This is a genomic window from Eikenella exigua (assembly GCF_008805035.1).
Lineage (GTDB): Bacteria > Pseudomonadota > Gammaproteobacteria > Burkholderiales > Neisseriaceae > Eikenella > Eikenella exigua.
The window spans coordinates 176,042-198,913 of sequence record NZ_CP038018.1; the positions used below are offsets into that span (position 1 = coordinate 176,042).

The window sequence follows — 22,872 nt, forward strand, 5'->3', positions numbered from 1 at the left end:
TTTATCCCAATAAGCGGGTGATATCGTTGAAAAAAGCCAGCAGCATCAGCATCAGCATCAGGGAGAGGCCGAGGCGCAATCCCCACATTTGCACATTGGTGCTAACGGGCTTGCCGCGAATCCATTCGGCGGCATAATACATTAAATGGCCGCCATCTAAAACAGGAATCGGCAGCAAATTCAAAATCCCCAGGCTGATACTCACCACGGCGAGGAATTCCAAATAATCCTGAATGCCGGCGGAAGCGGTTTTGCCGGCATAGCTGGCGATGGTGATCGGGCCGGAAATGTGGCTTACAGAAGCCTGGCCGGTGAGCAGGCGGGCAAACAGGCGGCCGGTAAGTGCGGTGTAGGAAGACACGCGCTGCATGCCCATTTCGGCAGCGCCCAGCCAGGTGGGCTGGTAGCGGTAGGTGGCACGAGCCATCCATTGTTGGTCGACTTCGGCTTCAAAACCGGCATAGCCGTAGCGCTCGCCATTGCGGTCTTCACGGCTGTTGGGGCGCAATGCTACCTGAAGCGGTTTTTTGCCGCGCAAAATATCGATAGCAAGTTTGTCTTGTGGGTGTTGGCGGATGGCAGCGGTTAAATCTGGCCAAGTGTGCACGATTTGCCCGTTCACGGCCACCACGCGGTCGCCTTTGCGCAAACCGGCGTGCTCGGCGGGGGAGCCGGGCTGGATAGAGGCGAGCGTGGTGTTCAGGCGCAGGGCGGTGATGCCGAACCAGCCGCCGCGTTTGGCCACGGCTTCCGCCTCCGGTGTGCCGGCGGCATCAATGGTGCGGGTGGTTTGGCTGCCATTGGCTTCGCGCACGGCTACCTGAACCTTGCCGGCTTCTAAATTCAGGATGATTTCCGATTGTGCATCGCCCCAGGTGAGCACCTGCTTGCCGTTTACGGCGGTGATGGTGTCGCCCGGCTGAAAGCCTGCGTTCGCGGCCAGCGTGTCGGGCATCACCATGCCCACCATCGGGCGCACTTCTTGCGCGCCGAAATAGCCGAAGGAGAAAGTGTAGAGCAGCACGGCCAGCGCCAGATTGGTGAGCGGCCCGGCGGCTACCACCAGCATGCGTTTGAACGGGTGTTGCTTATCGAAGGCGTAGGGCAGGTCGGCCTCGGTCACGTCGCCTTCGCGGGTATCGACCATTTTCACATAGCCGCCCAGCGGAATCGGCGCCAGGCACCATTCGATATTGCGCCAGCGTTTGTTGAAAAACGGCTTGCCGAAGCCCACCGAGAAGCGCAACACTTTGATGCCGCACCAGCGTGCCACCAACAAATGCCCCAGTTCGTGCAGGCTGACTAAAATCAGGATGGCAACGATAAACGCGCCGAGTGTGTGCAAAAGAAACAAACAAGAAGCTCCTTGAAGCAGGCGAATTGGATTGAGGCTACCTGAAAAATGGAAGCGAAGGGCTAAGTGGTATTTTCAGGTAGCCTCAGCCGCCAATCGGCTACAGGAAGAAAAACATAATTGTAATAGAAACAGATGCTCCCGACAAAGCCTATGCCAATAGCTAAGGAGCCTTATTTCTACCTACCGTGCTGATTCGCCTTGCCATATTACTCATATGGTCTGCGGCTCGCCGCCTGGCTATGAAGAAAGAAGAAATATATTTCAGCTATACTCCACTTGCCGCACAAACGCTTCTGCGGCGTGCCGGGCGGCGGCGTCTAAATCCAGCAGGCCTTCCAGGCTGTGGTGGCTACCTGAAAAACCCTGTTCCAGGCAATGCCGCACCGTGCGTGCGATGTCGGTGAAGCGGATGCGGCCGGCCAGAAAAGCGGCCACGGCGATTTCGTTGGCGGCATTGAGCACGCAGGGCACGCCGTCGCCGGCCTGCATGGCCTGATAGGCCAGTTCCAGGCAGGGGAAACGGCGATAGTCGGGCGTTTCAAAGGTGAGTGCGGATAGGGTGGCGAAATCCAGCGGCGGCACGCCGGAGGCGATGCGTTCGGGCAGGCCGAGGCAGTAGGCGATGGGTGTGCGCATATCGGGGGTGCCCATTTGCGCCAGCACCGAGCCGTCGGCATAGCGCACCATGCTGTGCACCACGCTTTGCGGGTGGATAACGGTTTCCAGTTTCTCCGGCGGGCAGTTAAACAGCCAGTGCGCTTCAATCAGCTCCAGGCCCTTGTTCATCATGGTGGCGCTGTCTACCGAAATTTTGCGCCCCATCTGCCAGTTGGGGTGTTTCACCGCCTGCTCGGGCGTGATGGCGGGGAAGTCGGCCAAGTCGGTGTGTAGGAAGGGGCCGCCGGAAGCGGTGAGGATGATGGATTGCACGCCGTTATGTTTCAGGTAGCCTTTTTCTGGCGGCAACACTTGGTAGATGGCGTTGTGTTCGCTGTCTACCGGCAGGATGCACGCGCCGGACTGGGCGGTGGTTTGCATGAAGAGGCTACCTGAAACCACCAGCGTTTCTTTGTTGGCCAGGTAGATGGTTTTGCCGGCGCGGGCGGCGGCCAAGGTGGGCGGCAGGCCGGCGGCGCCAACGATGGCGGCCATCACGCCGTCGGTTTCCGGCGCGGCGGCAATGTCGCACAAGGCTTGCTCGCCGTGCAGCACTTCGGTTTGGCAGCCGGTGGCAGCGAGATGCGAGCGCAGTTCGGCGGCTTGCGCTTCATTGGCGGTTACGGCATATTGCGGATGGAAGGCAAGGCATTGTTCGGCCAGCTTGGCGGTTTGGCTGTGGCCGCTGAGGGCGAAGATGCGGAAGCGTTCGGGGTGGCGGGCAACCACATCGAGCGTGCTGCTGCCGATGCTGCCGGTGCTGCCGAGGATGGTGAGGGATTGGATCATGGTTGGTGTGTTTCGGGTAGCTTTTTTGCTTATAGTGATTCATTTTAAACCAGCATGGTGTTGGCTTGTTGCCTGATTCTGCTTAAACTTAATCCACAGGATATGGAAGGGCAGGGAGGCAGATTTATTTTTCAGGTAGCCTTCAATGCGGGCGGCAGGCTACCTGAAAATGTTGGGGGAAACAAGCTGGGTTTTGCGAAGGCCTCAGCTTGCCGGGCATGGCAGTTGCGGGAAAATGCCGCCAAGCCGCCCACAATATTCAACGGCAGCGGAAAGGCGGTTTCCGGCTGCCGTTTGGTCTGCTGTTTTAGGAACGATATTGCGCCATCAGTTCGCAGTAGTTTTGGTAGTGCTCTTTGGTTACAAAGCCGCGAATCAGGCTCATGGTTTGGTAGATGCCGCGCCGTTTGGTGTTTTCGTCCCAGCAGCCGATGTGCTGGGAGTTGTCGAAGTCGAACCAGTATTTGGTGAGCAGCCACACGTTCAGTCCGAGCTCGCGCAGGGCTTCGTCGTCGGCTTCGATGATGCCTTTGTCGCGCAGTTCGATGAAGATTTTCACCAAAAGCGGGGAGATTTTCACATGGGTGAATTCGTTGTGTTCGCCCAAAAGCTGCTTACTGCGGGAGAGCAGGGTGTTTACATCGCTGAATAAAAAGCGGTATTCCCACAGGATGTCGTACACACCCTGTAGGTATCCACCCATTTTGGCCATGCTGTCAGGCAGCTCGGTTTGGCGGATGTAGTCGAGCAGTTTGTTGCTGTAGCGCTGGAACAGCTGAACAATGATTTCGTCTTTATTGCGAAAATGGTAGTACAGGTTGCCGGGGCTGATGCCGAGGTGTTGGGAGATGTGGTTGGTGCTGATGTTGCGCTCACCCTCCTCGTTGAACAGCTGGAGGCTGATGTCGATGATCCGGTTGTAGGTGTTGGGTTTGCCGGGCTTCCTGGGCATGGGTTATCTCCTTGGCTGCAATGTGAATTATGCCTGTGCAAGAGGCTGCCTGAAAATGATATAGCGGGATTTTAATACATTATCGATTGTATTGCCTTATAGATAAAGCACTTATTTTTCATACGGCTGTGCTTCGCCGCTTGGTAGGAAAAATATGCTTCAGCTTCCTTATTCCAGCCACACCGGCTCGGGCTCCAGCCGCACGCCGAAGCGTTGGTAAACGCTGTTTTGCACGTGTTCGGACAAACGGCGCACGTCTTCGGCACTGGCGCCGCCGAGGTTAATCAGCACCAGGGCTTGTTTTTGGTGTACGGCGGCATGGCCTTCGCGGTGGCCTTTGAGCCCGCATTGGTCGATAAGCCAGCCAGCGGCGAGTTTGGCCTGACTGCCAGGCTGGGGGTATACCGGCAGGGCGGGGTGCTGCTTCTTCAGCGCGGCGGCTTGCTCGGCGGGAACGATGGGGTTTTTATAGAAGCTGCCGCAGCTGCCGGTTTCGGCGGGGTCGGGCAGCTTGCGGCGGCGGATGCGACACACGGCCTCGGCCACGATGGCAGCGGTGAGCGGCGCGCCTTGAGCCAGGGTTTCGGCTTCGGCTTGCACGTCGCCGTAGTGCAGCTTGGGTTTGAATTCGCTATCCAGCACGAACGTTACTGCGGTAATCACGAAGCGGCCGCCGGATTGTTTGAACACGCTGTTGCGATAGGCAAAACGGCAGTCGGCATGGCCGAACGATACCGGTTTGCCGCTGTCTAAATCCCAGGCGTGCACGGCTTCGATGCAGCTTTCGGCTTCCACGCCGTAGGCGCCGATATTCTGCACCGGCGCGGCGCCCACTGTGCCGGGAATCAGGCTGAGGTTTTCCAGCCCGCTCAAGCCTAGTGTGATGGTGTGCTGCACGAAATCGTGCCAGTTTTCGCCGGCCTGCGCGGTAATACGCATTTTGCCGATGCCGGCCGGCTCGGGCGCGGAAATGCCTTTATTGGCCATGCGTACCACCAGCCCGCCATAGTTTTTCATCAGCAGGATATTGCTGCCGCCGCCCAGCCACAGGGTGTGCTCGCGACCGTATTCGGGCAGTTGGAAAATCTCAGGTAGCCTTTCGGCGGCGTCCAGCGTGTAGAGTGCGGCGGCGCGGGTGGGCAGGCCGAAGGTGTTCAGTGCGGTTAAATCGACATCGTATTGCAGTCTATTCATCGTCTTCATGTTCCAGCATTTCTTGGCTTACTACCGCCAAACACCATAAGAGGGCGGCAGCGGCACAGCCTAGCGACAGCACCAGCGCCGCCCAGAAGCCGTAAATCCCCATACGCGTACCGAAGGCCAACAGGCAGCCCAGCCCGAGGCCGACCACCCAGAAAGCGATGCCGTGAATCACCATCGGCAGTTTGGTTACTTTATAGCCGCGCAAGGCGTAGGAGGCAATACATTGGATGGCGTCGGCTAATTGGAAGGCAGCGGCGAACAGCAGGATAGTGGCGCCGAGCCCGATCACGGCCTGGTCATCCGTGTAAACGCGCATAATCGGATAGCGGAACAGTAGAGTGAGTACCGCGGTGACAATGGCCAGAGCCGAGCCGCAGGCCAAGGCCACGCCGGAGGCATAACGCGCCTGGAAATAGCGGTCGGCACCGATGGCATAGCCCACGCGCACGGTTACTGCCGCGCCGATGCCTTGCGGAATCACATAAATCAGGCTGGTGATGCTGTTTACCACTTGCTGTGCGGCCACGTGGTCTTCGGCATTGCCCGGCAGTTGGGCAATCAGCATCATCATCACAGTAAACAGACTCACTTCGAGGAAGAAAGACAAGCCGATCGGCACACCTAGCTTGGTAATTTGACGGAAAATCTTGGCGCTGGGCTTGGTGAAACGCGCGAACAGGCCGAAGCGTTGGAAATATTTCTGTTTGGCAATATAAGCCCACAGCGCGGCGGCGTTAAACCAGAACACCAAAGTACTGGCCAGGCCGCAGCCCGCGCCGCCCAAGGCAGGCATGCCTAAATCGCCGTAAACGAAGATATGGTTGAGCGGGATGTTTAAAAACAGGCTAATCCAGCTCATCCACATAATTGGTTTGGGTTTACCCAAGCTGGAGGCAAAAGCGTGCAGCGCACGGTGAATCATGGCTGCCGGCATGGAAAGGGCAATAAGGCCCACATACACGGCAAATTGCCGTTTCACTTCGGCATCCAAGTCTAAAAAGCCATTGATGGGCTGAATCATCAGCCACAGCAGAATCATGCCCACAATGCCCAGTATCAGGCCATACAATATGCCCTGCCGGCCCAGCTCACCCACTTTCTCGATTTCGCCCGCGCCGTGTTCTTGGGAAATCATCGGATTGAGCGCGGTCATGATGCCGAGGAAGGTTATGTAAACAGTAACGAATGCGCTGCTACCCAGTGCCACGGCGGCCAAATCGGTTTTGCCCGCACCGCCGGCCATCACGGTATCGACCAGCCCCAGCCCCACTTGCGCAATCTGCGCCAGCAGCATGGGCACCGCCAAAGCACCCAATTTGGAGGACTCTTTGCGGAAAACGGCGGTGGAATAACGGTTTAGGTCAAGCAGCATAATCAAAACAAGAATGGAACATAGATGTAATTTTAGCAGAAATGCAACATAAGTTGTAGCAATGCAACACTTTCTGCTCTGGTTTTATGAATATATTCTGCAATAGTATGCTTGATTTGTCGAAGAAAATATTTTTCCCTGCTGTGTTGCGGATTTTACTTGGGAAAATCTGCCCGGATGCTGTTTTTAGAGTAGACAAAACCGGAAAAACATGAAAACAGCTGGGTTCCGGTGCAAAAGCCACCTGAGAACGCCAGTGGAACGGCACATTTTGGTTTTGACTGTGTCGCGCTTCGTTCTTCGTTTTCAGGTAGCCTTTGTTGCGGCAGAGATAGAGATGAAGATTTGAATAAAGCAGCATTGCCTTTGATCCTGATGAAGGCGGTTGTCCTCCCCAAAAAACTAAAGGCACGCTGGAGCTGCTTCCGTCGTGCCTTTGTTTCAGCTATTACGCTTACTATTGGCCTGCCTGCGTGGTCGGGTTGATTAAGATTTCCACACGGCGGTTTTGCGCGCGGCCGCTTTCGGTGGAGTTGTCAGCCACCGGCGAGCGTGAGCCGTAGCCTACAGTGCTGATGCGGCTGGCAGCCACGCCGCGGCTGGTGAGGTAGCCGGCTACCGAGCGGGCGCGGTTTTCAGACAAGGGGTTGTTGATGCGGTCGTTGCCGGTGTTGTCGGTGTGGCCGGCCACAGTGATGGTGGTTTCCGGATACTGCGTCAACACATTGGCCACGGTGTTGAGCGAATTTACCGCATCGGGGCTCAGGCTGGCGCTGTTGGTGGCGAAGGTTACGCCGCTGGGCATAGTCAGTTTGATTTGGTCGCCTTGGCGCTGCACTTCCACCGGCGTATTAGCCAGTTCTTGGCGCAAACGGCGCTCTTGCACGTCCATATAGGCACCAACACCCGCACCTACCACGCCGCAGCCCAGTGCCGCATTGCGCGCGCCTTTGCCACCGTGAGTCAGTGCTCCGATGGCACCGCAGGCCGCCGCGCCGCCGAGGCCGAATAGAGCGGTTTTGGAAATAGTCTGCTGGCCGGTAACCGGGTCGGTAACGCAGCCGTTCAGGGCAAAGGTGGCGGCCAGGGTTAAAACGGTTAGACGTTTCATCATAATCGGTTCCCTTGTTTTGTAGATTCCATTGAAAACAAAAAGTTAATATAAAGCACGCTGCTTGCAGCAGTTACTATAGGCGAGCCGCCGCGCAAACAAAAGCCGCCGCTGTAACATTTACCGTTTTCAAAACTTTCCAAATGTTTGTTTACATTTGCCTGCTAGGTGGCTGTAAATAAGGCTTTCGGCTACAATGCCCTTCCCAACAACCTGATAGGATACCTGAAAACATGCCGCGCCTCTTCCGCTTCCTCCTGCCTGCGCTCGCCTTGTTTGCCGCTGCTTTTGCCCACGCCGAGCTCCCCGCAGGCCTCTATTTATACCAGGGCAACGATGGCGGCAACTACCGCCCCGCCGACGAGCCCGATGCTATTCCGTTCCCGCGTTCGCCCTCCATTCATGCCGAGCGGAAAGTCTGTGTTCCTGCCGACAGCCAAGCCTGGCTGCAAGAGCAAATACGCCGGCTCACCACCGGCCTCTATCCCCAAGGCCGGTTTGAAGAACATCAAACCGCCCACGGCCGGGTTTACACCCTGCTCAACCCCGCCCAAGCCAAGCCAGGTTTGGATGCCTACGCCGTGAGCATGGTGCTGAAAGAAGACCCGCAAGGCCGCCCTGTTGTTGCCTTCTCCATCAACTCCACCGATACCGAACGCAATTCCGTCCACAACACCCAAGTTAACCAGCACTACACCTACCAAGGCCCAAGCTGCCCCGCCGAAGCCGATAGCAAATAATTTTCGGCTGCACAGAAACTTCGCTTTCAGGTAGCCTCTAATCTTTAACCAACCACTTCCATTGCACTATGCCAACTATCTACAACACCCTCACCCGCCAAAAAGAGTCCTTCTCCCCCATCGATCCCAAAAACGTGCGCATGTACGTTTGCGGCATGACCGTATACGACTACTGCCACTTAGGCCACGCCCGCGTGATGGTGGTATTCGACATGATTGCCCGCTGGTTGCGCGAGTGCGGCTATCCGCTCACTTATGTGCGCAACATCACCGATATCGACGACAAAATCATCGCCCGCGCGGCCGAAAACGGCGAAACCATCGGCGAGCTCACCACCCGCTTTATCCAAGCCATGCATGAAGATGCCGACGCCTTGGGCGTGTTGCGCCCCGACGTTGAGCCGAAGGCCACGGAAAACATTCCGCAGATGATTGCCATGATTGAAGCCCTGATTCGCAACGGCAAAGCCTATCCCGCCGCCAACGGCGACGTTTATTACGCCGTGCGCGAGTTTGCCCCTTACGGCCAATTATCCGGCAAATCGCTGGACGACCTGCGCGCCGGCGAGCGCGTGGAAGTGGACGGTTTCAAACGCGACCCGCTCGATTTCGTGCTGTGGAAAGCCGCCAAAGCAGGCGAGCCGGCCTGGGAAAGCCCGTGGGGCAACGGCCGCCCGGGCTGGCACATCGAATGCTCCGCCATGAGCGACAACCTGTTCGGCGACACCTTCGACATCCATGGCGGCGGCGCAGATTTGCAGTTCCCGCACCATGAAAACGAAATCGCCCAAAGCGTCGGCGCCAGCGGCCATGTTTGCGGACACGAACACGCACACACCCACCACGGCCAAAGCATCGCCAGCCACGTCAAATACTGGATGCACAACGGCTTCATCCGTGTGGACGGCGAAAAAATGTCCAAATCCCTGGGCAACTTCTTCACCATCCGCGACGTGCTGAAGCAATACGATCCCGAAGTTGTGCGCTTCTTCATCCTGCGCGCCCACTACCGCAGCCCTCTGAATTATTCGGATGCGCACCTCGACGACGCCAAAAACGCCCTCACCCGCCTCTACAACACCCTGGCCAATGTGCCGCCCGCAGCCGAGTTTGGCTCTGCCGAAACTCGTGGAAACCATCTACAGGTAGCCTCCGAAGCCAACGACTACACCCGCCGCTTCTTCGCCGCCATGCACGACGATTTCGACACCGTGCAGGCCGTGGCCGTATTGTTCGAGCTGGCAGGCGAAGCCAACAAAACCCGGTCTGCCGAGCTTGCCGGCTGCCTCAAAGCCCTTGCCGGCACCATCGGGTTGCTGCAACGCAACCCGACCGAATTCCTGCAAGGCGGCGCGCCCGCAAACGGTTTGAGCAACGAAGAAATCGAAGCCCTCATCGCCCGGCGCAAGCAAGCCCGCGCCGACAAAAACTGGGCCGAATCCGACCGCATCCGCGACCTGCTCGCCGAGCAAGGCATCACCCTGCGCGACGGCGCGGACGGCACCAGCTGGACGCGCGGCTGACGGGTTGGAGTTGGCTGTAAGCAAACAAAGGCTACCTGAAATCTCAGGTAGCCTTTTTCAGGTAGCTTTGGGCGGGGTGTCGGATTCGGGAATCCGACTTATGGTTTTCAGGTAGCCTTCAAGCAGCGGGACAGATGTTTACAATATCTTGTATTTTGTTACAATCCGATTATCGGCAATACCCTTATTCCCCTTTCCAAACAGGAGCGGCAAGATGAAGCAATCAATGATGAACACGGCAGCGGGCGTATTGGCGGCAGTGCTATTGGGCAGTGCGGGCTTGGCATATGCCAACCCCTATCCGGTTGGCTCGCAGCAATGGCACAACTTTAATGGCATCATGCAGTCGGAAGCAGATCGGATACAACGCGAGCGCAATGCCGTACGGCAACAGCCAACCTACTCCGGCCCCACCGCCGCCGAAATACGCGCCTGGGAGCAGCGCGAGGCGGAGGTGCAAGCACGTATCGCCCATTTCCGCGCCACGCCGTTTTGGATGGCTTTGGCTTGGAATTTCGAGAAAGATGCAATCATTTGGCCTGGCGGTTTTAAATCTGAGCAGCGAGCCATTGAGCGAGCCAAACAGATCTGCTCTTCCCCCAATTGTCATGTATTTGCCACTTTCAATAACACCTGCGCCCATTTCGTTAGTGCGGTAGCCGAGCCGCGCTCGGTGCAGGATTTTTTTGTAGCCTACGACCGAGACGGCAACAGGGCGGTACGGAAAGCTGTTCAGGCCTGCGAGGCGGTGCATGGCAAGCGGGAAGACAGATGCTTCTCCTCCCTGCTGCGAACGCCGCATGGGGAAGGCATTTTCTGCGTGGGCTACGATTATAGTTTGTATAATCAAGATTAAGCAGTGGCAAGAGGAAAGGCTACCTGAAATATTTTCAGGTAGCCTTTCCTCTTGCCGTCCCGCCAATGCTGCACAATGCTCGCCTTCCGAAACCACCTGCCAAAGCCAGCGTAGCCCGCAAGAGTAGCAAGAGTAGGGTGTGTACGGTACGCACGCACGTGGTTTTAACTTCGTTGAAGCTGTGCTTTCAGGTAGCCTTTTGTGTACTAGCCAGGTTCGGCAGTACGGCTGATGATATGCCTATCGCTGGTGTTGCGCCAGCCAATCGCGGGCGCGGGTAATGTCGGCGGCGATTTGTGCTTGCAGCTCGGGCAGGTCGGGGAATTTGGCTTCGTCGCGCAGTTTGTGCAGGAAGTCGATGCGCAGGCGTTGGCCGTAGAGTTGGCCGGCAAAGTCGAAAAGGTGGGCTTCCAGTTTTTGCGTGGGCAGGCTGGATACAGTGGGGTTTTGGCCGAAGCTGGCCACGCCGTAGCGTGTGCCGAATGCGCCGTGGGCGGAGATGACGAATACGCCGCAGAGGGGTAGCGGTGCGGGGAGGTGGAGGTTGGCGGTGGGGCAGCCGATGGTGCGGCCGAGCTTGGCGCCGTGTTTCACGCGGCCGCTGAGGGAATAGGGGTGGCCGAGCAGGCTTGCGGCGTAGCCGAGGCGGCCTTCGCTGAGGGCTTGGCGCACGAGGGTGCTGCTGGCGCGCACGTCTTGCACCATCACGGAGGGGGTGCGCTCGGTGGTGAAATGGGGGCAGCGGTTGAGGAGGCTGAAGTCGCCTTGGCGGCCGGCGCCGAAGCGGAAGTCATCGCCGATGAGCAGGTGGCGGGTATGCAGCTGTTCGATGAGCAGGTGTTGGATGAAATCAGCGGCGGATACGGCGGCGAGGCCGGCGTTGAAACGCAGCACCCATACGGCATCGAGGCAGCCGGTGTCGCGCAGAAGGCGCAGCTTTTCGCGCAGGGGGCTGAGGCGGAAGGGTTTTTCCGCGCCACGCTGCCGGCTGAAAAACTCTTGCGGCTGGGGTTCGAATACGATGGCTACGGCGGCGAGGCTGCGCTCGTCGGCTTCATGGCGCAGGCGCTCGAGGATGTGGCGGTGGCCGAGGTGGACGCCGTCGAAATTGCCGATGGTCACGGCGCTGCCGTGCGGGTGCGGGCGGAATACGGTGTTGCCGAAGCGGATGTTCATGGCGGGCGGGGTGGGGAAAAGGGGCTATTGTAGCGGGAAGGGCGGATTAAAGCATCCGGTGTGGTGCGGGCGGGAGAAGGCTACCTGAAACTTTGGCTTGGCGGGAACGCGTGTGTTTGTTTGCACGGCGTTGTAGCGAAGGTTTTCAGGTAGCCTTTCTGTTGTCCGGTGGTTATGCGGCGGTTTCGGTATTCCAGATCAGGAGTGCCCATTTCATGGCGAAGGGGGCTTTGGCGAATTGGCTGTGGTGGCGGTGGAAGAATTGGGTGAGGAGTTTGGTGTGTTCGGGGGTGAGCGTGCCGTAGGCGGCGACGACGTATGCACAGGTGTAGGAGGCTTCGCGTATTGGCTGGTGAAGACTAACTGATAAAGTGGGTTTTGAATCATTCCGCATTTAGCGGGGCATATGGCGAGTGACGCATTGCCGGGTGGCGGTGTCGATGAAGCTGGTGAGTTCGGACTTATTGCTGATGTCTTGGCTGGTGAGGGTTTGCGGCCAGTTGCTGCCATACCGGCTGCTGATTTGATTGAAAGTGCAGGCGCAGATATCGGCGGCTGATTGGCGGGAAATGCCGGCGGCTGCGGTTTCGCCGGTGCAGCGGCTGATAAACAAATCGCGCGGGCTGTAGGTGGAGCCATTGGCGCCGGCGCCGGGGATGAGGGCGAGCAGGAATAGGGCGGGGATGAGTTTTTTCAACATGGTATTTTGATGTGGATGAGTGAAGGATAAAAATTAGGCAGCCTGCAAAACAGCGGGCTGCCTGTGTGGCCGGTTAGCGGCGTTTGATGTGGCGGTTTACGCACACTTCGGTGTTGCGTTTCATGCGGCTTTCAAACTGTGGATCGTTGCCGGTGCGGTCGTAGGCATCCAGCGCGGCTTTCCAGCGAGTGCCATATTGTTTGCCGGTTTCGTCGAAGGTGCAGGAGCAAAGGGTGCGAGCCATTTGCTGGTTCAGGGTGCTGCCTTGGGAGGTGGCAGATTGGGTGCAAGCGCTCACGAATTCATTGCGCATTTGCTGCAGGGTTTTGGCTTGGGCGGCAGGAGCAGCAACAGCGGCTAATACGGCGGTGGCAAATAGGTATTTTTTCATTTGTGGTTTCCTTTTGAAATATGATGAATGAGGGAACGAAGCCGCATTGTGCCGTTTGGCGGGGGAATTGTCTATAGGCGGAGTGATTTAGAGCGGAACGTTCGGGCGGAAGAAGGCTACCTGAAAAATATTCCATTGAGAGGGCAGGATGTTTTTCAGGTAGCCTTTTGTGAATGCGTGGTGTTGCAAACCGAATATTTGCAGCTCACATTTCCAATGGATCGATATCCACCGACCATCTGGCCGCGGCAAACTGCCGTGCCAGCACGGCGAGGGCTTGCTGCCAGAGGGAAACCTGCCGGTGCAGCGATTTGCGGCTGGGGCTTTCCAGAAACACTTGGGCGCGTTCGCGGCCGGCGAGTTTGGCCAGCAGCATGGGCACGGGGCCGAGGCAGAGCACTTCCGCGGCTTCGGTTTCTGCGCTTTCAGGTAGCCTTTGCCTTTGTTGTGCCACCCATTCGGCAGCCAGGCGCAATAATTCCAGCGCATCGCCCATATTGGCGGCATCGGCACGGATGGCGGCGGTATGGGCGAAGGGCGGCATATCGAAACTTTCGCGCTCGGCCAACTCGCCGGCGGCGAAGTCGGCATAGTTTTGCCGCAGCAGCGTTTGATACACGCGATGCTCCGGCAGGCGGGTTTGGATGAACACGCGGCCGGGCAGCTCAGCACGCCCGGCGCGGCCGGCCACCTGCATCAGCTCGGCAAACAGCCGCTCGGGGGCGCGGAAGTCGGCGCTGTAGAGGCTGCCGTCGGCATTGAGCACCAGCACCAAATTCAGGCGGGCGAAATCGTGGCCTTTGACCAGCATCTGCGTGCCCACCAAAATATCCACGCCGTTGGCGGCGATGCGCTGGTAGAGCCGCTGCCAGTCGCCTTTGCGGGCGACGCTGTCGCGGTCTACCCGTTCGATTTTAGCCTCGGGCAGTTGCGCGCGCAGGGCTTCTTCCACCCGCTGCGTGCCGATGCCCACGGCGGTGAGGTCTTGGTTGCCGCAGTCGGGGCATTTTTTCGGAATCGGCACCGCCAGGCCACAGTGGTGGCAGCGTAGCTGGCGCGCGCGCTGGTGCAGCACCAGCTTGGCGGAGCAGTGCGGGCAGCCGAAGGTGTGGCCGCAGTCGCCGCAGAAGAGGGCGGGGGCGAAGCCGCGCCGATTGAGGTATACCATGCTCATGCCGCCGGCAGCGTGATTTTGCTGCAACAGCTTGAAAGCGGCCGGGCTGAAGCCTTGGTCCAATGGCTCGCGGCGGATGTCGATCAGGCGGATTTCGGGCAGGCGGGCGGCAGCGCGGGCGCGTTGTGGCAGGCTGAGCAGGCGGTAGCCGCCGCTTTGCGCCTTGTGCCAGCTTTCCAGCGCGGGCGTGGCGCTGCCGAGCACAATCGGGCAGCTGGCCTGCCGTGCGCGCCACACGGCCAAATCGCGGGCGTGGTAGCGCAGTTCGCTGTCTTGCTTGAACGAGGAATCGTGTTCTTCGTCCACCACAATCAGCCCCAAATCCGGCAGCGGCGTAAACACCGCCAGCCTGGTGCCCACTACCAGCCGCACCTGGCCGCACATGGCTTTCAGGTAGCCTTGGGTGCGCTCGCCGGCGGCGGTTTGGCTGTGCAGCACAGCAGTCGGCACGTCGGCAAAGCGCTGTTGCAAACGGGCGATGAGTTGCGGCGTGAGGCTGATTTCAGGCAGCAGGAACAACACCTGTTTGCCCGCCAAGAGCGCGGCGGCCATGGCCTCAAAATAGGTTTCGGTTTTGCCGCTGCCGGTGATGCCGTGCAGCAGGAAGGGGGCAAAACCCTGCGCCTGCGCCACCGCATCGGCCGCGGCCTGCTGCTCGGGGTTGAGCGGCACGGACGAGGGCGGAATCGGTATATGGGTGGGCAGAGTGCTGGTTTCGGCTGTCAGCCAGCCCTGCGCCTGCCAGCTTGCCAGCTGGATGGTGGCCTGCGGCGCGATAGTGCGGGCGGCGCTTTGGCTCACCGGGCTCTCCAACAGCGATTGCCACAGCGCGGCCTTGCGGCGATGGTGCGGCGGTGGCGCGGGCTGTTGCCGCCCCAAATCGGTGAGCGAAAAATAGGTTTCCGGCTGGGGCGGTGGGCAGGGCTTGGCTTCGCGCAGGCCGGCGGGCAGGGCGGTGAAGGCGGTTTGGCCGATGGGGTGGTGATAATAACGGGCAGTAAATTCAATCAGTTCACGCCAAGCGGCGGGCAGCGGCGGCTCGTGTTCAAACACTTGCTCAAGCGGGCGGATTTTGGCCGGGCTGATTTCCGGTTCTTCGCACGCGCCCCACACGATGCCGGCCACGGTTTTACCGCGAAACGGCACAGCCACGCGGGTGCCGGGCGCGGGAATACGGTCGGCACGGTAGGTGAAGAGCGTGTCGAGCGGAACATTGAGAGCAACTTGGCAGTAGGGCACGGCGGTTGGGAGTGAATGAATAAGGAGACGGTGGGTATTGTACCTGAAACAGGAAGGGCTACCTGAAAGCGCACTTCTCTACGGAGCTAACGCGTTGGTATGGTGAAAACGGCAGCATGGTTTCAGGTAGCCTTTGGATAGTGTGGGCAGTAAACTAGACATATTGTACCAACGGAGAATCAGGCTACCTGAAAACTTTTGCCGCAACGCAGCAAAATAGACTACGGCAAGGCTGAAGCAATTTCAGGTAGCCTCTCATTTAAAACTAAGGAAACCGATATGACTGCCACTTTGGAAGTATGCCAAGCCGATATCACCACGCTGGCGGTGGACGCAATAGTCAATGCCGCCAATTCTTCGCTATTGGGCGGCGGCGGAGTGGATGGTGCGATACACTGCGCCGCTGGTTCGGAGCTGTTGGCCGAGTGTCGCCAGCTGGGCGGCTGCCGCACCGGGGAGGCCAAAATCACACGGGGCTACCGGCTGCCGGCGCGTTGGGTGGTGCACACCGTCGGCCCGGTATGGCGCGGCGGGCAACATGGCGAAGCGGAGCTGCTGGCCGCAGCCTATGCCAATTCGTTGCGCCTGGCTGCCGAACAGGGTGCGCAAAGCATTGCTTTTCCCTGTATCAGTACCGGCGTGTATGGCTACCCTGCGTACGACGCAGCGGAAATTGCGGTGAGGACGGTGCGCGAAACGCTGCCGCAATGCCCGCAGATAGAGCGCGTAGTGTTTTGCTGTTTTTCGCAGCAAGATGCGGCACTATACCGGCGATTGCTGGAGGCTACCTGAAAAAATTCGGGCGGATACGCAGCGCATGTTTGGCAGTAAGCAGGCAAAATCGGGTGTATCGCCAACACGGATTGCTTGGATTGTTGGCGGGAAGTATCGTTTTTGGTGGCTAAATGCAGGTTTTTGGTGTATTTATGGCGAAACTTGCTATAATCGCGGGCGCATTGCGCCAAGCGCAGCGGTTTTTGATAAAATACAGTGTTTTGGTAGCCGGGTTGAACAGCGTTATCACCTAAGGCTATCTGAACAACAGGTGCGCCAAAGCGCACCACCAGAAGACTAACCTTAATAGGAGATTCATCATCGCACAAGAACGCGAAGCACGGATTAACGGCGAAATCCACGCCAAAGAAGTGCGTTTAATCAGCGGCACGGGCGAGCAGCTCGGCATCGTAACCGTGAAAGAAGCCCTGGCCATGGCCGAAGAACAAGATGTGGATTTGGTGGAGATTTCCCCCACTGCCAAACCGCCTGTCTGCAAGCTGATGGACTACGGCAAATATAAATACGAGCAGTCGAAAAAACGCGACGAAGCCAAGAAAAAGCAGAAGCAGGTGCAGATTAAGGAAATCAAATTCCGCCCCGGCACCGACGAAGGCGATTATCAAATCAAAATGCGCAACGTTACCCGCTTCTTGGCCGATGGCGACAAAGTAAAAATCACCCTGCGTTTCCGCGGCCGCGAAATGGCGCACCAGCACTTGGGCGCGCAGCTTCTGGAGCGTGTGAAGGCCGATTTGGCCGAGGTGGCCGCTGTGGAGCAGTTTCCGAAAATGGAAGGCCGCCAGATGGTGATGATGGTTGCACCCAAGAAGAAGTAACCGTATAATTCGCCGTTTTCCGCTCCGCCGCACGCGGGAAACGGCTTCAATGTTGTGTGTGCGGCATAAAACCGTGGTTTCGGGTATTAAGCGCTGCCTGTTGCAGGCAGCCTCCCGATGCCTAATCCGATAAACCAATGGAGTTTTCCCATGCCTAAAATGAAAACCAAATCCAGTGCGAAGAAACGCTTCAAAGTGCTGGGCAACGGTGGCATCAAACGCGCTCATGCGTTCAAACGCCACATCCTCACCAAGAAAACCACTAAGAACAAACGCCAGCTGCGCAGCACCGCTATGGTGAACGAGCGCGACGTGGCTTCTGTTCACAAAATGTTGCCCTACGCTTAAAGGAGTCTGAAATATGCCACGCGTAAAACGCGGTGTAACCGCACGTGCCCGTCATAAAAAAGTATTAGTTTTGGCCAAAGGCTATCGCGGCCGTCGTAAAAACGTCTACCGCGTTGCCAAACAGGCGGTGATGAAGGCAGGCCAATATGCCTACCGCGACCGCCGTCAGCGCAAACGCCAGTTCCGTCAACTGTGGATTGCCCGTATCAACGCCGGTGCCCGCCAGCACGGCCTGTCTTACAGCAAATTCATGAACGGCCTGAAACGCGCTGCTATCGAGCTGGATCGCAAAGTATTGGCCGACTTGGCTGTATTCGACAAAGCTGCTTTCGCTCAGCTGGTTGAAAAAGCCAAAGCCGCTTTGGCTTAATGCCTAATTGGAAAATCGGCCGGAATCTTCCGGCCGATTTTTTATTGTGCGGAAATTAAATGCTAGAAGAAGGTTGGGCAGCAACTCAACCTTGGCCACGCCAAGTCATCGATCCGCTAGCTGAAGCCAACGCTTTAGCTTTGCAGAAATCAGGCTTTGGCTGCGCCAAGACGTCGGTTCATCTCGTTGAAGTTGCGCTTTCAGGTAGCCTTTAGGGGGAAGCCGGCAAAACGAATTGTCCAAAGCCGGCCGGCAGCGTATAATCCACCTTCCTTTATCTGGGGGCGACCTTGGTTTCGACGGGGGTTGCGAAGCAGATGCGGGCATACCGGGGTCTCAGATTTCCCGTAAAACACTGAATTTAAATAGTCGCAAACGACGAAACTTTCGCATTGGCCGCCTAAGGCCTGCCGTTGCAGCAGTTGGTCAATGGGCTGTGTAGCGTAAGCTACCGCAACGTCATTCTACATTGACTGGTTTCCCGTCGGGTTACTTGGCGGGAAATGAGATTTAAGGTAACTAGCTCCCAAACAGCCTGTCTGTCGGCGGAATGGGGGTGAGATTCTAAGTTGGCAAGACTAAGTATGTAGAGCGCTTTGTAGAGGACTTTCGGACGGGGGTTCGATTCCCCCCGCCTCCACCAGATTTCCTTTCGTAAAACTTGTTTGGGCAGCCTTCGGGCTGCTGTTTTTTGTGTGCTTGAAATGTGTTGGCAGTGTAGAAAGGCTACCTGAAAGTTTCAGGTAGCCTTGATTTATAGTGAATTCAACTAAGAATGCTGTTGCGTTGGCTCGCCTGAGCGTACTGGCTGCTGCCTGCCGCTTTGTTCCATTCTCATTTTCCCACTATTTGATAAGGGCTCGCTGTGGCTAAACCGTTTCCTTTATGCCAAACGTATTAATGTGGTTTCAAGGATGTGGCTGATTACAGAGATTTATGGAAATACCGCCCGATTTGGTGAGTGCGGCAATTCACGCGCCATTTGTTACTGTTTTGCCAGTAATAATCCACGATGATGCCTTGGTTATCAGTGTAGAAGATGCGGTCGTGGTTTTGGCCGTAGCAGACATCGCTATAGTAGTTGGTAATGATGGGGCCGTTTGGGCTGCTGCCTTCGTATTCACGGCCGCCGTAGGAAATATAAGTGTAGCGCCAGAGGTAGGCATAGCGGTTGTTTCCCGATTTGACTCCACCTTCTGTGGGTTCGCCGCCATAGGATTTGATAACGGCATCGATGGGTCTGCCAACAAAGCGTTTCATACGTGTGTCTAGGCTGGCACAGCCGTCGGTGAGGTAAATGAGGCAGGCAAGGATGGTGGTGCGGCCGATAGAGATTCGGGTGGGCATGATGTGCTTTCTTCATGGTGGAAATGAAAGGCGGAATGATAAAAAAAGGAATGGGCAAGTTGGCAAGAGGCTACCTGAAAACGTTTTATGTTTTTCAGGTAGCCTCTTGGTTGATACACGCTTGGCCTTTAATAATGCGGCGGGATTTCGGCGGCGGGATTAAAGGCTTGGTTGGCGCCGCTTCCATCTTTTTCTTGCAAACGGCCGTAGAGCAGGCGCAGCTGGGCTTGTTGCAAATCTAAGGATTGCTGCAAGCGGGCGACGGTGTCGTTCAGGCTGTCGAGCAGGTCGTTTTGCAGGGCTACCTGAATTTCCAGCTCGGCCAGCCGCGCTTCGGTGTCGTTATGCGTCATCACAGCACCATGGCGGCCACCCAGCCTGCGGCCATCAGTGGCAGGTTGTAGTGGAGGAAGGTGGGGATAACCGAATCGTAGATGTGGTCGTGCTGGCCGTCTACGTTCAGGCCGGAGGTGGGGCCGAGGGTGGAATCGGAAGCGGGCGATCCGGCATCACCCAACGCGCCGGCGGTGCCGATGATGGCTACGGTGGCCATCGGTGAGAAGCCCATGCTGGCGCACAGGGGAACGTAAATGGCGGCAATGATGGGCAGGGTGGAGAAGGAGCTGCCGATGCCCATGGTTACCAATAAGCCGACGGCGAGCATAACCAACGCGGCCATGCTTTTGTTGCCGGCAAACAGGCTGGTGCTGGTGTCGACCAGGGGTTTAATCTGGCCAGTGGCCTGCATCACTTCAGCGAAGCCCTGGGCGGCAATCATGATGAAGCCGATCATCGCCATCATGCGCAGGCCACTATCGAATACGACATCCACTTCGCGGCGGCGCACCACGCCGGTGGCCATGAATACGCCGAAGCCGACCATTGCGCCTAAGAGCAGCGCATCGCTATACACCAGCTGCACCACAAAGGAAGCCACAATCGCCACCACGGCCACCACACTGCGGTAGGTAGAAATTTTCGGCGCGTTGGCCGCAGCCTGTTCGGAGCTCCAATCCACCTGATTGTTGGTGTAGTGGCGCGGTTTGCGGTAGTGAATGAAGGCGAGTAGCAGGCCGGTGAACATACCGGCGGCGGGAATCGCCATGGCTTCCATCACGTTGATGCCCTGCACGCTCATGCCAGCTTTTTGGATGTTGGCCAACAAGATTTGGTTTAAGAAAATCGCGCCAAAGCCATAGGGCAGGAACATATAGGTGGTCACCAAACCAAAGGTGATCACGCAGGCCAGCAGTCGGCGGTCGATTTGCATGCGGTTGAATACGAGCAAAAGCGGCGGCACCACCATCGGGATGAAGGCGATGTGGATCGGGATGATGTTTTGGCTCATAACGCTCATCAGTAAGAGCGCACCAATCAGCCCCCATTTCAGGCCGTTTACGCCGGAAGGGATTTGGTCGCGGCTGGCATTGCCGCCCATTTTGCGCACCACCATACCAGCCAGCTGATAGGGCAGGCCGGAGTGGGCAATCGCCATGGCAAATGCACCGAGCATGGCATAGGAGAGCGCAATCTTCGCACCGCCGGCCAAGCCGCTTTGGAAATGGGTAATCACGCCTTTGGTGATGACTTCATGAGTGGCTGGGTCGGTAATATCCGCTAGCGGCAACCCGGCGGCCAGGCCGCCCACAAATGCGCCGATAACCAGGCTCAACACAACGTGTACCCGTGCCGCCGACAAAATCAGCATCACCAGCACAGCCAACACTACGGCATTCATTTTGCTTTCTCCTTTCCTGCGCCTAATCCACATCCGCCAAAAGCAAAAGCCAAAGCCCAATTTCTCCGTTTATTGCCCGATGTGGAGAAATAAGCGCTTTAGCTTTGTGGCCGGATGGACGTTGGCCGCAGATTTATTTCATTAATCGGGAAATGAGTATAACAACGGAAAAAGCGGCAGGCAACAGGCAGATTGATTGGCTGTGAATAAATTTCCCCGCCGATTCAGCAGAATAGTGAAGGCTACCTGAAAAGCAGGAAAGTAGTTTCTGCATAAGCGGAGTTTGAGTGTTGGGTGTGGCAAATCGGGAGAGAGAGAATTATCGGCCGGGGGGCAGAGTGGCATGCCATCTGAATAAGAAAGGCTACCTGAAAAACAGTTGCGCTCATTTTTCAGGTAGCCTTAAGTCGGCGGCATCAATTATCCAGCAAATCAGCCCAGGTTTCCGGCTGTGTCCATACAATGCGCGGTACGTTCAGGTGGCGGTTATGTGGCGCATCGTAGAGGCGGTGTTGCCACAGGGGCGGCAGGCTGCCTTCGATAGTCGGTTTGTCGTCGATGAGGATGTCGCCGCGCACCCAGGTTTTGTCTTTGGCGATAATCACGCGCCGTGTCCATCCTGCGCCCAAGTGTTGTTCCACCCAGGCGATTTTCTCGCCGGCGCAGTAGCGGTATTGGTTGACCGGCGCGGTACAGATGCGCACGTCGTGGCCGGCAGCCAAAAGGGCGTGGGCAGCTTCCACTGCGCCGGGCATGGACGGCAGGCTTTCGAAAAACCCGACTGCGCCGTAGAGCTCGGCTGCGTGCGGGCGCAGGTGCTCGGGTAGGCGGTCGCGGATGTAGAAAATGTGTTCTTTGCCTTCTATCGGCGCGTCTTCGCCGAAGCGGCCGCGCCAATGGCGGCGGAATCCGCTTTTAAAGTCGGCGAGCACATTGTCTTGGTCGAGCAGGATGAGCATGGCGGACTTTCTGTGGTGTGTTGGGATGAGACTGGCTGAAAAGTTAGTAGCTCGATTATAAGGTTTTATCGGGCATCTAGGTTTGGGCTGTTAATTTTCAAACGCTAATGCCTGGTTGCCTGAATTTGTGGCATTGTCTGTTGGGCTGAAAAGGCTACCTGAAATTTCAGGTAGCCTTTGTTCTGTTTGCCCTAATCAATCCGGTAGTGCAGCAATCGATAGGCATGGCGGATTTTAGGAAATAGGCGCATGAGCCAGTAGTTGAGGCCGATGTCTTTGGCTTCGGGGAAATCGGTCATGCGTTTGGCGGACACGAGATGGAGGTTGGCGGCCCAGCTTTCCATTTGACGGTCGTCGTCGCAGGCGAAATCGAAGCGGGCGCGGGCGTGTTTGAGGGCGTCGTGTTGGTCGGAATGCTTCACCATAAACGTGCCGGCCACGTCGAAGGCGATTTCGCCGCGGAAGCGTTGGGCAAGCTGTTGGAACAGTTCGCGCACTTGGGCTTCGGCAAAATACATCAGCACGCCTTCGAGGATAAAGAACACGGGGGCGGCGGGGTGGCTTTGGCGCAGCTGTTCCATCCAGTCAGTGTCGAATGCGGAGGCGGGGATGAGGGTTTCGTTGGCTTGCGGCGGCAGCAGTGTTTCGCGCAGGGCGATGACGTCGGGCAGGTCGAGCTGGTAGAAAGGGGTATGGTCGGCGGTACTGCCGAGCCGCTCGCGGCGGCTGTCGAGCCCGCAGCCGAGGATGGCAACGATGCCTTCTGGGTATCGGCGGATGAAGTCGGCGGCCACTTGGTCGAAGTAGCGGGCGCGCAGGGCTGTGCCTACGCGGCTGTTGCGGGCAGTGCGGAATCGGGCGAAGTCGTAGTCGATTTGCGGCACAAGGCGCAGGGCGGCGAGGTCGTTCAGTATCGGCCGGCTTTGCTGTGCATCGAGGTATTTCATGTAGAGCGGAATCAGCAGGGTTTCGCTGACGGCGTTTTGGATTTTTAGCATAGCATCTCTCCTGAACTGGGCTGCCTGCAGGCGTTTCCTTAAACGGAGATTTGAGCTGTATAGAAACTGGGTTGCAGCTCTGCTTTCAGGTAGCCTGTTGGACTAAATAGAAATGAGAATCTTGCAGAATAGATTGTACACCCGAATAAGCAGCTTGAGATGATGTGAAAGGCTACCTGAAAGCCCCAAGGCCGCCTATCCAGATAGGCTGAAGCAATAAGTGCGTTGGCTATATTGGGGAAGAATGCTGGCTGCTCTC

At 57.3% G+C, this 22,872-nt stretch carries 25 protein-coding genes and 1 other RNA gene; 9 read left to right on the top strand and 17 right to left on the bottom strand.

Features of this window, described 5'->3' with window-relative positions; all coding sequences use genetic code 11:
* Window position 1: 1 nt before the first annotated feature.
* The 7 genes from rseP to EZJ17_RS00945 all read right to left on the bottom strand — a co-directional run bounded on the left by rseP (window position 2) and on the right by EZJ17_RS00945 (window position 7,444).
* Window positions 2-1,345 (bottom strand): RIP metalloprotease RseP, encoded by a 1,344-nt coding sequence (rseP, locus tag EZJ17_RS00915; protein ID WP_067442826.1) that lies wholly within the window; start codon window positions 1,343-1,345, stop codon window positions 2-4.
* 273 nt (window positions 1,346-1,618) lie between these two features.
* On the bottom strand, window positions 1,619-2,803 hold the full coding sequence (gene ispC, locus EZJ17_RS00920; protein WP_067442808.1) for a 1-deoxy-D-xylulose-5-phosphate reductoisomerase: 1,185 nt from the start codon (window positions 2,801-2,803) through the stop codon (window positions 1,619-1,621).
* Window positions 2,804-3,110: 307 nt separating this feature from the next.
* A complete protein-coding gene (locus EZJ17_RS00925) occupies window positions 3,111-3,755 on the bottom strand; it encodes a TetR/AcrR family transcriptional regulator (RefSeq protein WP_067442809.1) in 645 nt (214 codons plus the stop codon).
* 168 nt (window positions 3,756-3,923) lie between these two features.
* Window positions 3,924-4,949, bottom strand: coding sequence for a UDP-N-acetylmuramate dehydrogenase (gene murB / locus EZJ17_RS00930; RefSeq protein WP_167508191.1), 1,026 nt, complete (start codon window positions 4,947-4,949; stop codon window positions 3,924-3,926).
* The gene (locus EZJ17_RS00935) at window positions 4,942-6,330 is read right to left on the bottom strand and encodes an MATE family efflux transporter (RefSeq protein ID WP_067442812.1); all 1,389 of its coding nucleotides are present in this window, start codon (window positions 6,328-6,330) and stop codon (window positions 4,942-4,944) included. The genes murB and EZJ17_RS00935 overlap by 8 nt, the downstream gene beginning before the upstream one ends.
* On the bottom strand, window positions 6,320-6,742 hold the full coding sequence (locus EZJ17_RS00940) for a hypothetical protein (RefSeq protein ID WP_151085925.1): 423 nt from the start codon (window positions 6,740-6,742) through the stop codon (window positions 6,320-6,322). The genes EZJ17_RS00935 and EZJ17_RS00940 overlap by 11 nt, the downstream gene beginning before the upstream one ends.
* A 45-nt stretch (window positions 6,743-6,787) precedes the next feature.
* Entirely contained in the window at window positions 6,788-7,444 is a 657-nt protein-coding gene (locus EZJ17_RS00945; protein WP_067442814.1) for a YiaD family glycine zipper/OmpA-like lipoprotein, read from the bottom strand.
* A gap of 230 nt (window positions 7,445-7,674) precedes the next feature.
* On the opposite strand from EZJ17_RS00945, the gene EZJ17_RS00950 reads away from it, so the two are divergent.
* The 3 genes from EZJ17_RS00950 (at window position 7,675) to EZJ17_RS00960 (ending at window position 10,560) form a co-directional block, all read left to right on the top strand.
* Window positions 7,675-8,181: a hypothetical protein gene (locus EZJ17_RS00950; protein ID WP_067444142.1), complete on the top strand. Its 507-nt coding sequence runs from the start codon at window positions 7,675-7,677 to the stop codon at window positions 8,179-8,181.
* A gap of 68 nt (window positions 8,182-8,249) precedes the next feature.
* Complete coding sequence (cysS, locus tag EZJ17_RS00955; protein WP_151085928.1) at window positions 8,250-9,704, top strand: cysteine--tRNA ligase; 1,455 nt, start codon at window positions 8,250-8,252, stop codon at window positions 9,702-9,704.
* Window positions 9,705-9,918: 214 nt separating this feature from the next.
* Entirely contained in the window at window positions 9,919-10,560 is a 642-nt protein-coding gene (locus EZJ17_RS00960) for a DUF4189 domain-containing protein (RefSeq protein WP_151085930.1), read from the top strand.
* Between the two features lie 240 nt (window positions 10,561-10,800).
* Here EZJ17_RS00960 and ribF read toward each other — a convergent pair whose 3' ends face one another.
* The 5 genes from ribF to EZJ17_RS00985 form a co-directional block, all read right to left on the bottom strand.
* Entirely contained in the window at window positions 10,801-11,736 is a 936-nt protein-coding gene (gene ribF, locus EZJ17_RS00965; protein ID WP_151085932.1) for a bifunctional riboflavin kinase/FAD synthetase, read from the bottom strand.
* Between the two features lie 172 nt (window positions 11,737-11,908).
* A complete protein-coding gene (locus EZJ17_RS00970; RefSeq protein WP_067444150.1) occupies window positions 11,909-12,130 on the bottom strand; it encodes a hypothetical protein in 222 nt (73 codons plus the stop codon).
* On the bottom strand, window positions 12,131-12,436 hold the full coding sequence (locus EZJ17_RS00975; RefSeq protein WP_067440321.1) for a hypothetical protein: 306 nt from the start codon (window positions 12,434-12,436) through the stop codon (window positions 12,131-12,133).
* A gap of 73 nt (window positions 12,437-12,509) precedes the next feature.
* Window positions 12,510-12,827 (bottom strand): hypothetical protein, encoded by a 318-nt coding sequence (locus EZJ17_RS00980; RefSeq protein WP_067444152.1) that lies wholly within the window; start codon window positions 12,825-12,827, stop codon window positions 12,510-12,512.
* Window positions 12,828-13,032: 205 nt separating this feature from the next.
* Window positions 13,033-15,240 (bottom strand): primosomal protein N', encoded by a 2,208-nt coding sequence (locus tag EZJ17_RS00985; RefSeq protein ID WP_067444154.1) that lies wholly within the window; start codon window positions 15,238-15,240, stop codon window positions 13,033-13,035.
* 279 nt (window positions 15,241-15,519) lie between these two features.
* Between EZJ17_RS00985 and EZJ17_RS00990 the strand changes: the two genes are divergently transcribed.
* From EZJ17_RS00990 to ssrA, 6 genes are all read left to right on the top strand, one after another.
* Complete coding sequence (locus tag EZJ17_RS00990; RefSeq protein ID WP_067440331.1) at window positions 15,520-16,032, top strand: O-acetyl-ADP-ribose deacetylase; 513 nt, start codon at window positions 15,520-15,522, stop codon at window positions 16,030-16,032.
* 25 nt (window positions 16,033-16,057) lie between these two features.
* Window positions 16,058-16,315: a hypothetical protein gene (locus EZJ17_RS00995; protein WP_151085934.1), complete on the top strand. Its 258-nt coding sequence runs from the start codon at window positions 16,058-16,060 to the stop codon at window positions 16,313-16,315.
* A gap of 16 nt (window positions 16,316-16,331) precedes the next feature.
* Window positions 16,332-16,853 carry a translation initiation factor IF-3 gene (gene infC / locus EZJ17_RS01000; protein WP_082880675.1) on the top strand — a complete coding sequence of 174 codons (522 nt, stop codon included), beginning with the start codon at window positions 16,332-16,334 and terminating at the stop codon, window positions 16,851-16,853.
* Window positions 16,854-17,003: 150 nt separating this feature from the next.
* A complete protein-coding gene (gene rpmI, locus EZJ17_RS01005) occupies window positions 17,004-17,201 on the top strand; it encodes a 50S ribosomal protein L35 (protein WP_067440333.1) in 198 nt (65 codons plus the stop codon).
* Between the two features lie 13 nt (window positions 17,202-17,214).
* Window positions 17,215-17,571 (top strand): 50S ribosomal protein L20, encoded by a 357-nt coding sequence (gene rplT / locus EZJ17_RS01010; protein WP_023888029.1) that lies wholly within the window; start codon window positions 17,215-17,217, stop codon window positions 17,569-17,571.
* Window positions 17,572-17,851: 280 nt separating this feature from the next.
* Window positions 17,852-18,214: a transfer-messenger RNA gene (gene ssrA / locus EZJ17_RS01015) on the top strand.
* A 281-nt stretch (window positions 18,215-18,495) separates the two neighbouring features.
* On the opposite strand, the gene EZJ17_RS01020 is transcribed toward ssrA, so the two are convergent.
* The 5 genes from EZJ17_RS01020 to EZJ17_RS01040 all read right to left on the bottom strand — a co-directional run bounded on the left by EZJ17_RS01020 (window position 18,496) and on the right by EZJ17_RS01040 (window position 22,613).
* Window positions 18,496-18,918, bottom strand: coding sequence for a hypothetical protein (locus EZJ17_RS01020; protein WP_067440335.1), 423 nt, complete (start codon window positions 18,916-18,918; stop codon window positions 18,496-18,498).
* A gap of 128 nt (window positions 18,919-19,046) precedes the next feature.
* Entirely contained in the window at window positions 19,047-19,271 is a 225-nt protein-coding gene (locus EZJ17_RS01025; protein WP_067440339.1) for a SlyX family protein, read from the bottom strand.
* Complete coding sequence (locus EZJ17_RS01030) at window positions 19,271-20,656, bottom strand: Na+/H+ antiporter family protein (protein WP_067444156.1); 1,386 nt, start codon at window positions 20,654-20,656, stop codon at window positions 19,271-19,273. The genes EZJ17_RS01025 and EZJ17_RS01030 overlap by 1 nt, the downstream gene beginning before the upstream one ends.
* Before the next feature lie 416 nt (window positions 20,657-21,072).
* The gene (locus tag EZJ17_RS01035; protein WP_067440344.1) at window positions 21,073-21,615 is read right to left on the bottom strand and encodes a 5' nucleotidase, NT5C type; all 543 of its coding nucleotides are present in this window, start codon (window positions 21,613-21,615) and stop codon (window positions 21,073-21,075) included.
* A 191-nt stretch (window positions 21,616-21,806) separates the two neighbouring features.
* Complete coding sequence (locus EZJ17_RS01040; RefSeq protein ID WP_067440349.1) at window positions 21,807-22,613, bottom strand: class I SAM-dependent methyltransferase; 807 nt, start codon at window positions 22,611-22,613, stop codon at window positions 21,807-21,809.
* Between the last annotated feature and the right edge of the window lie 259 nt (window positions 22,614-22,872).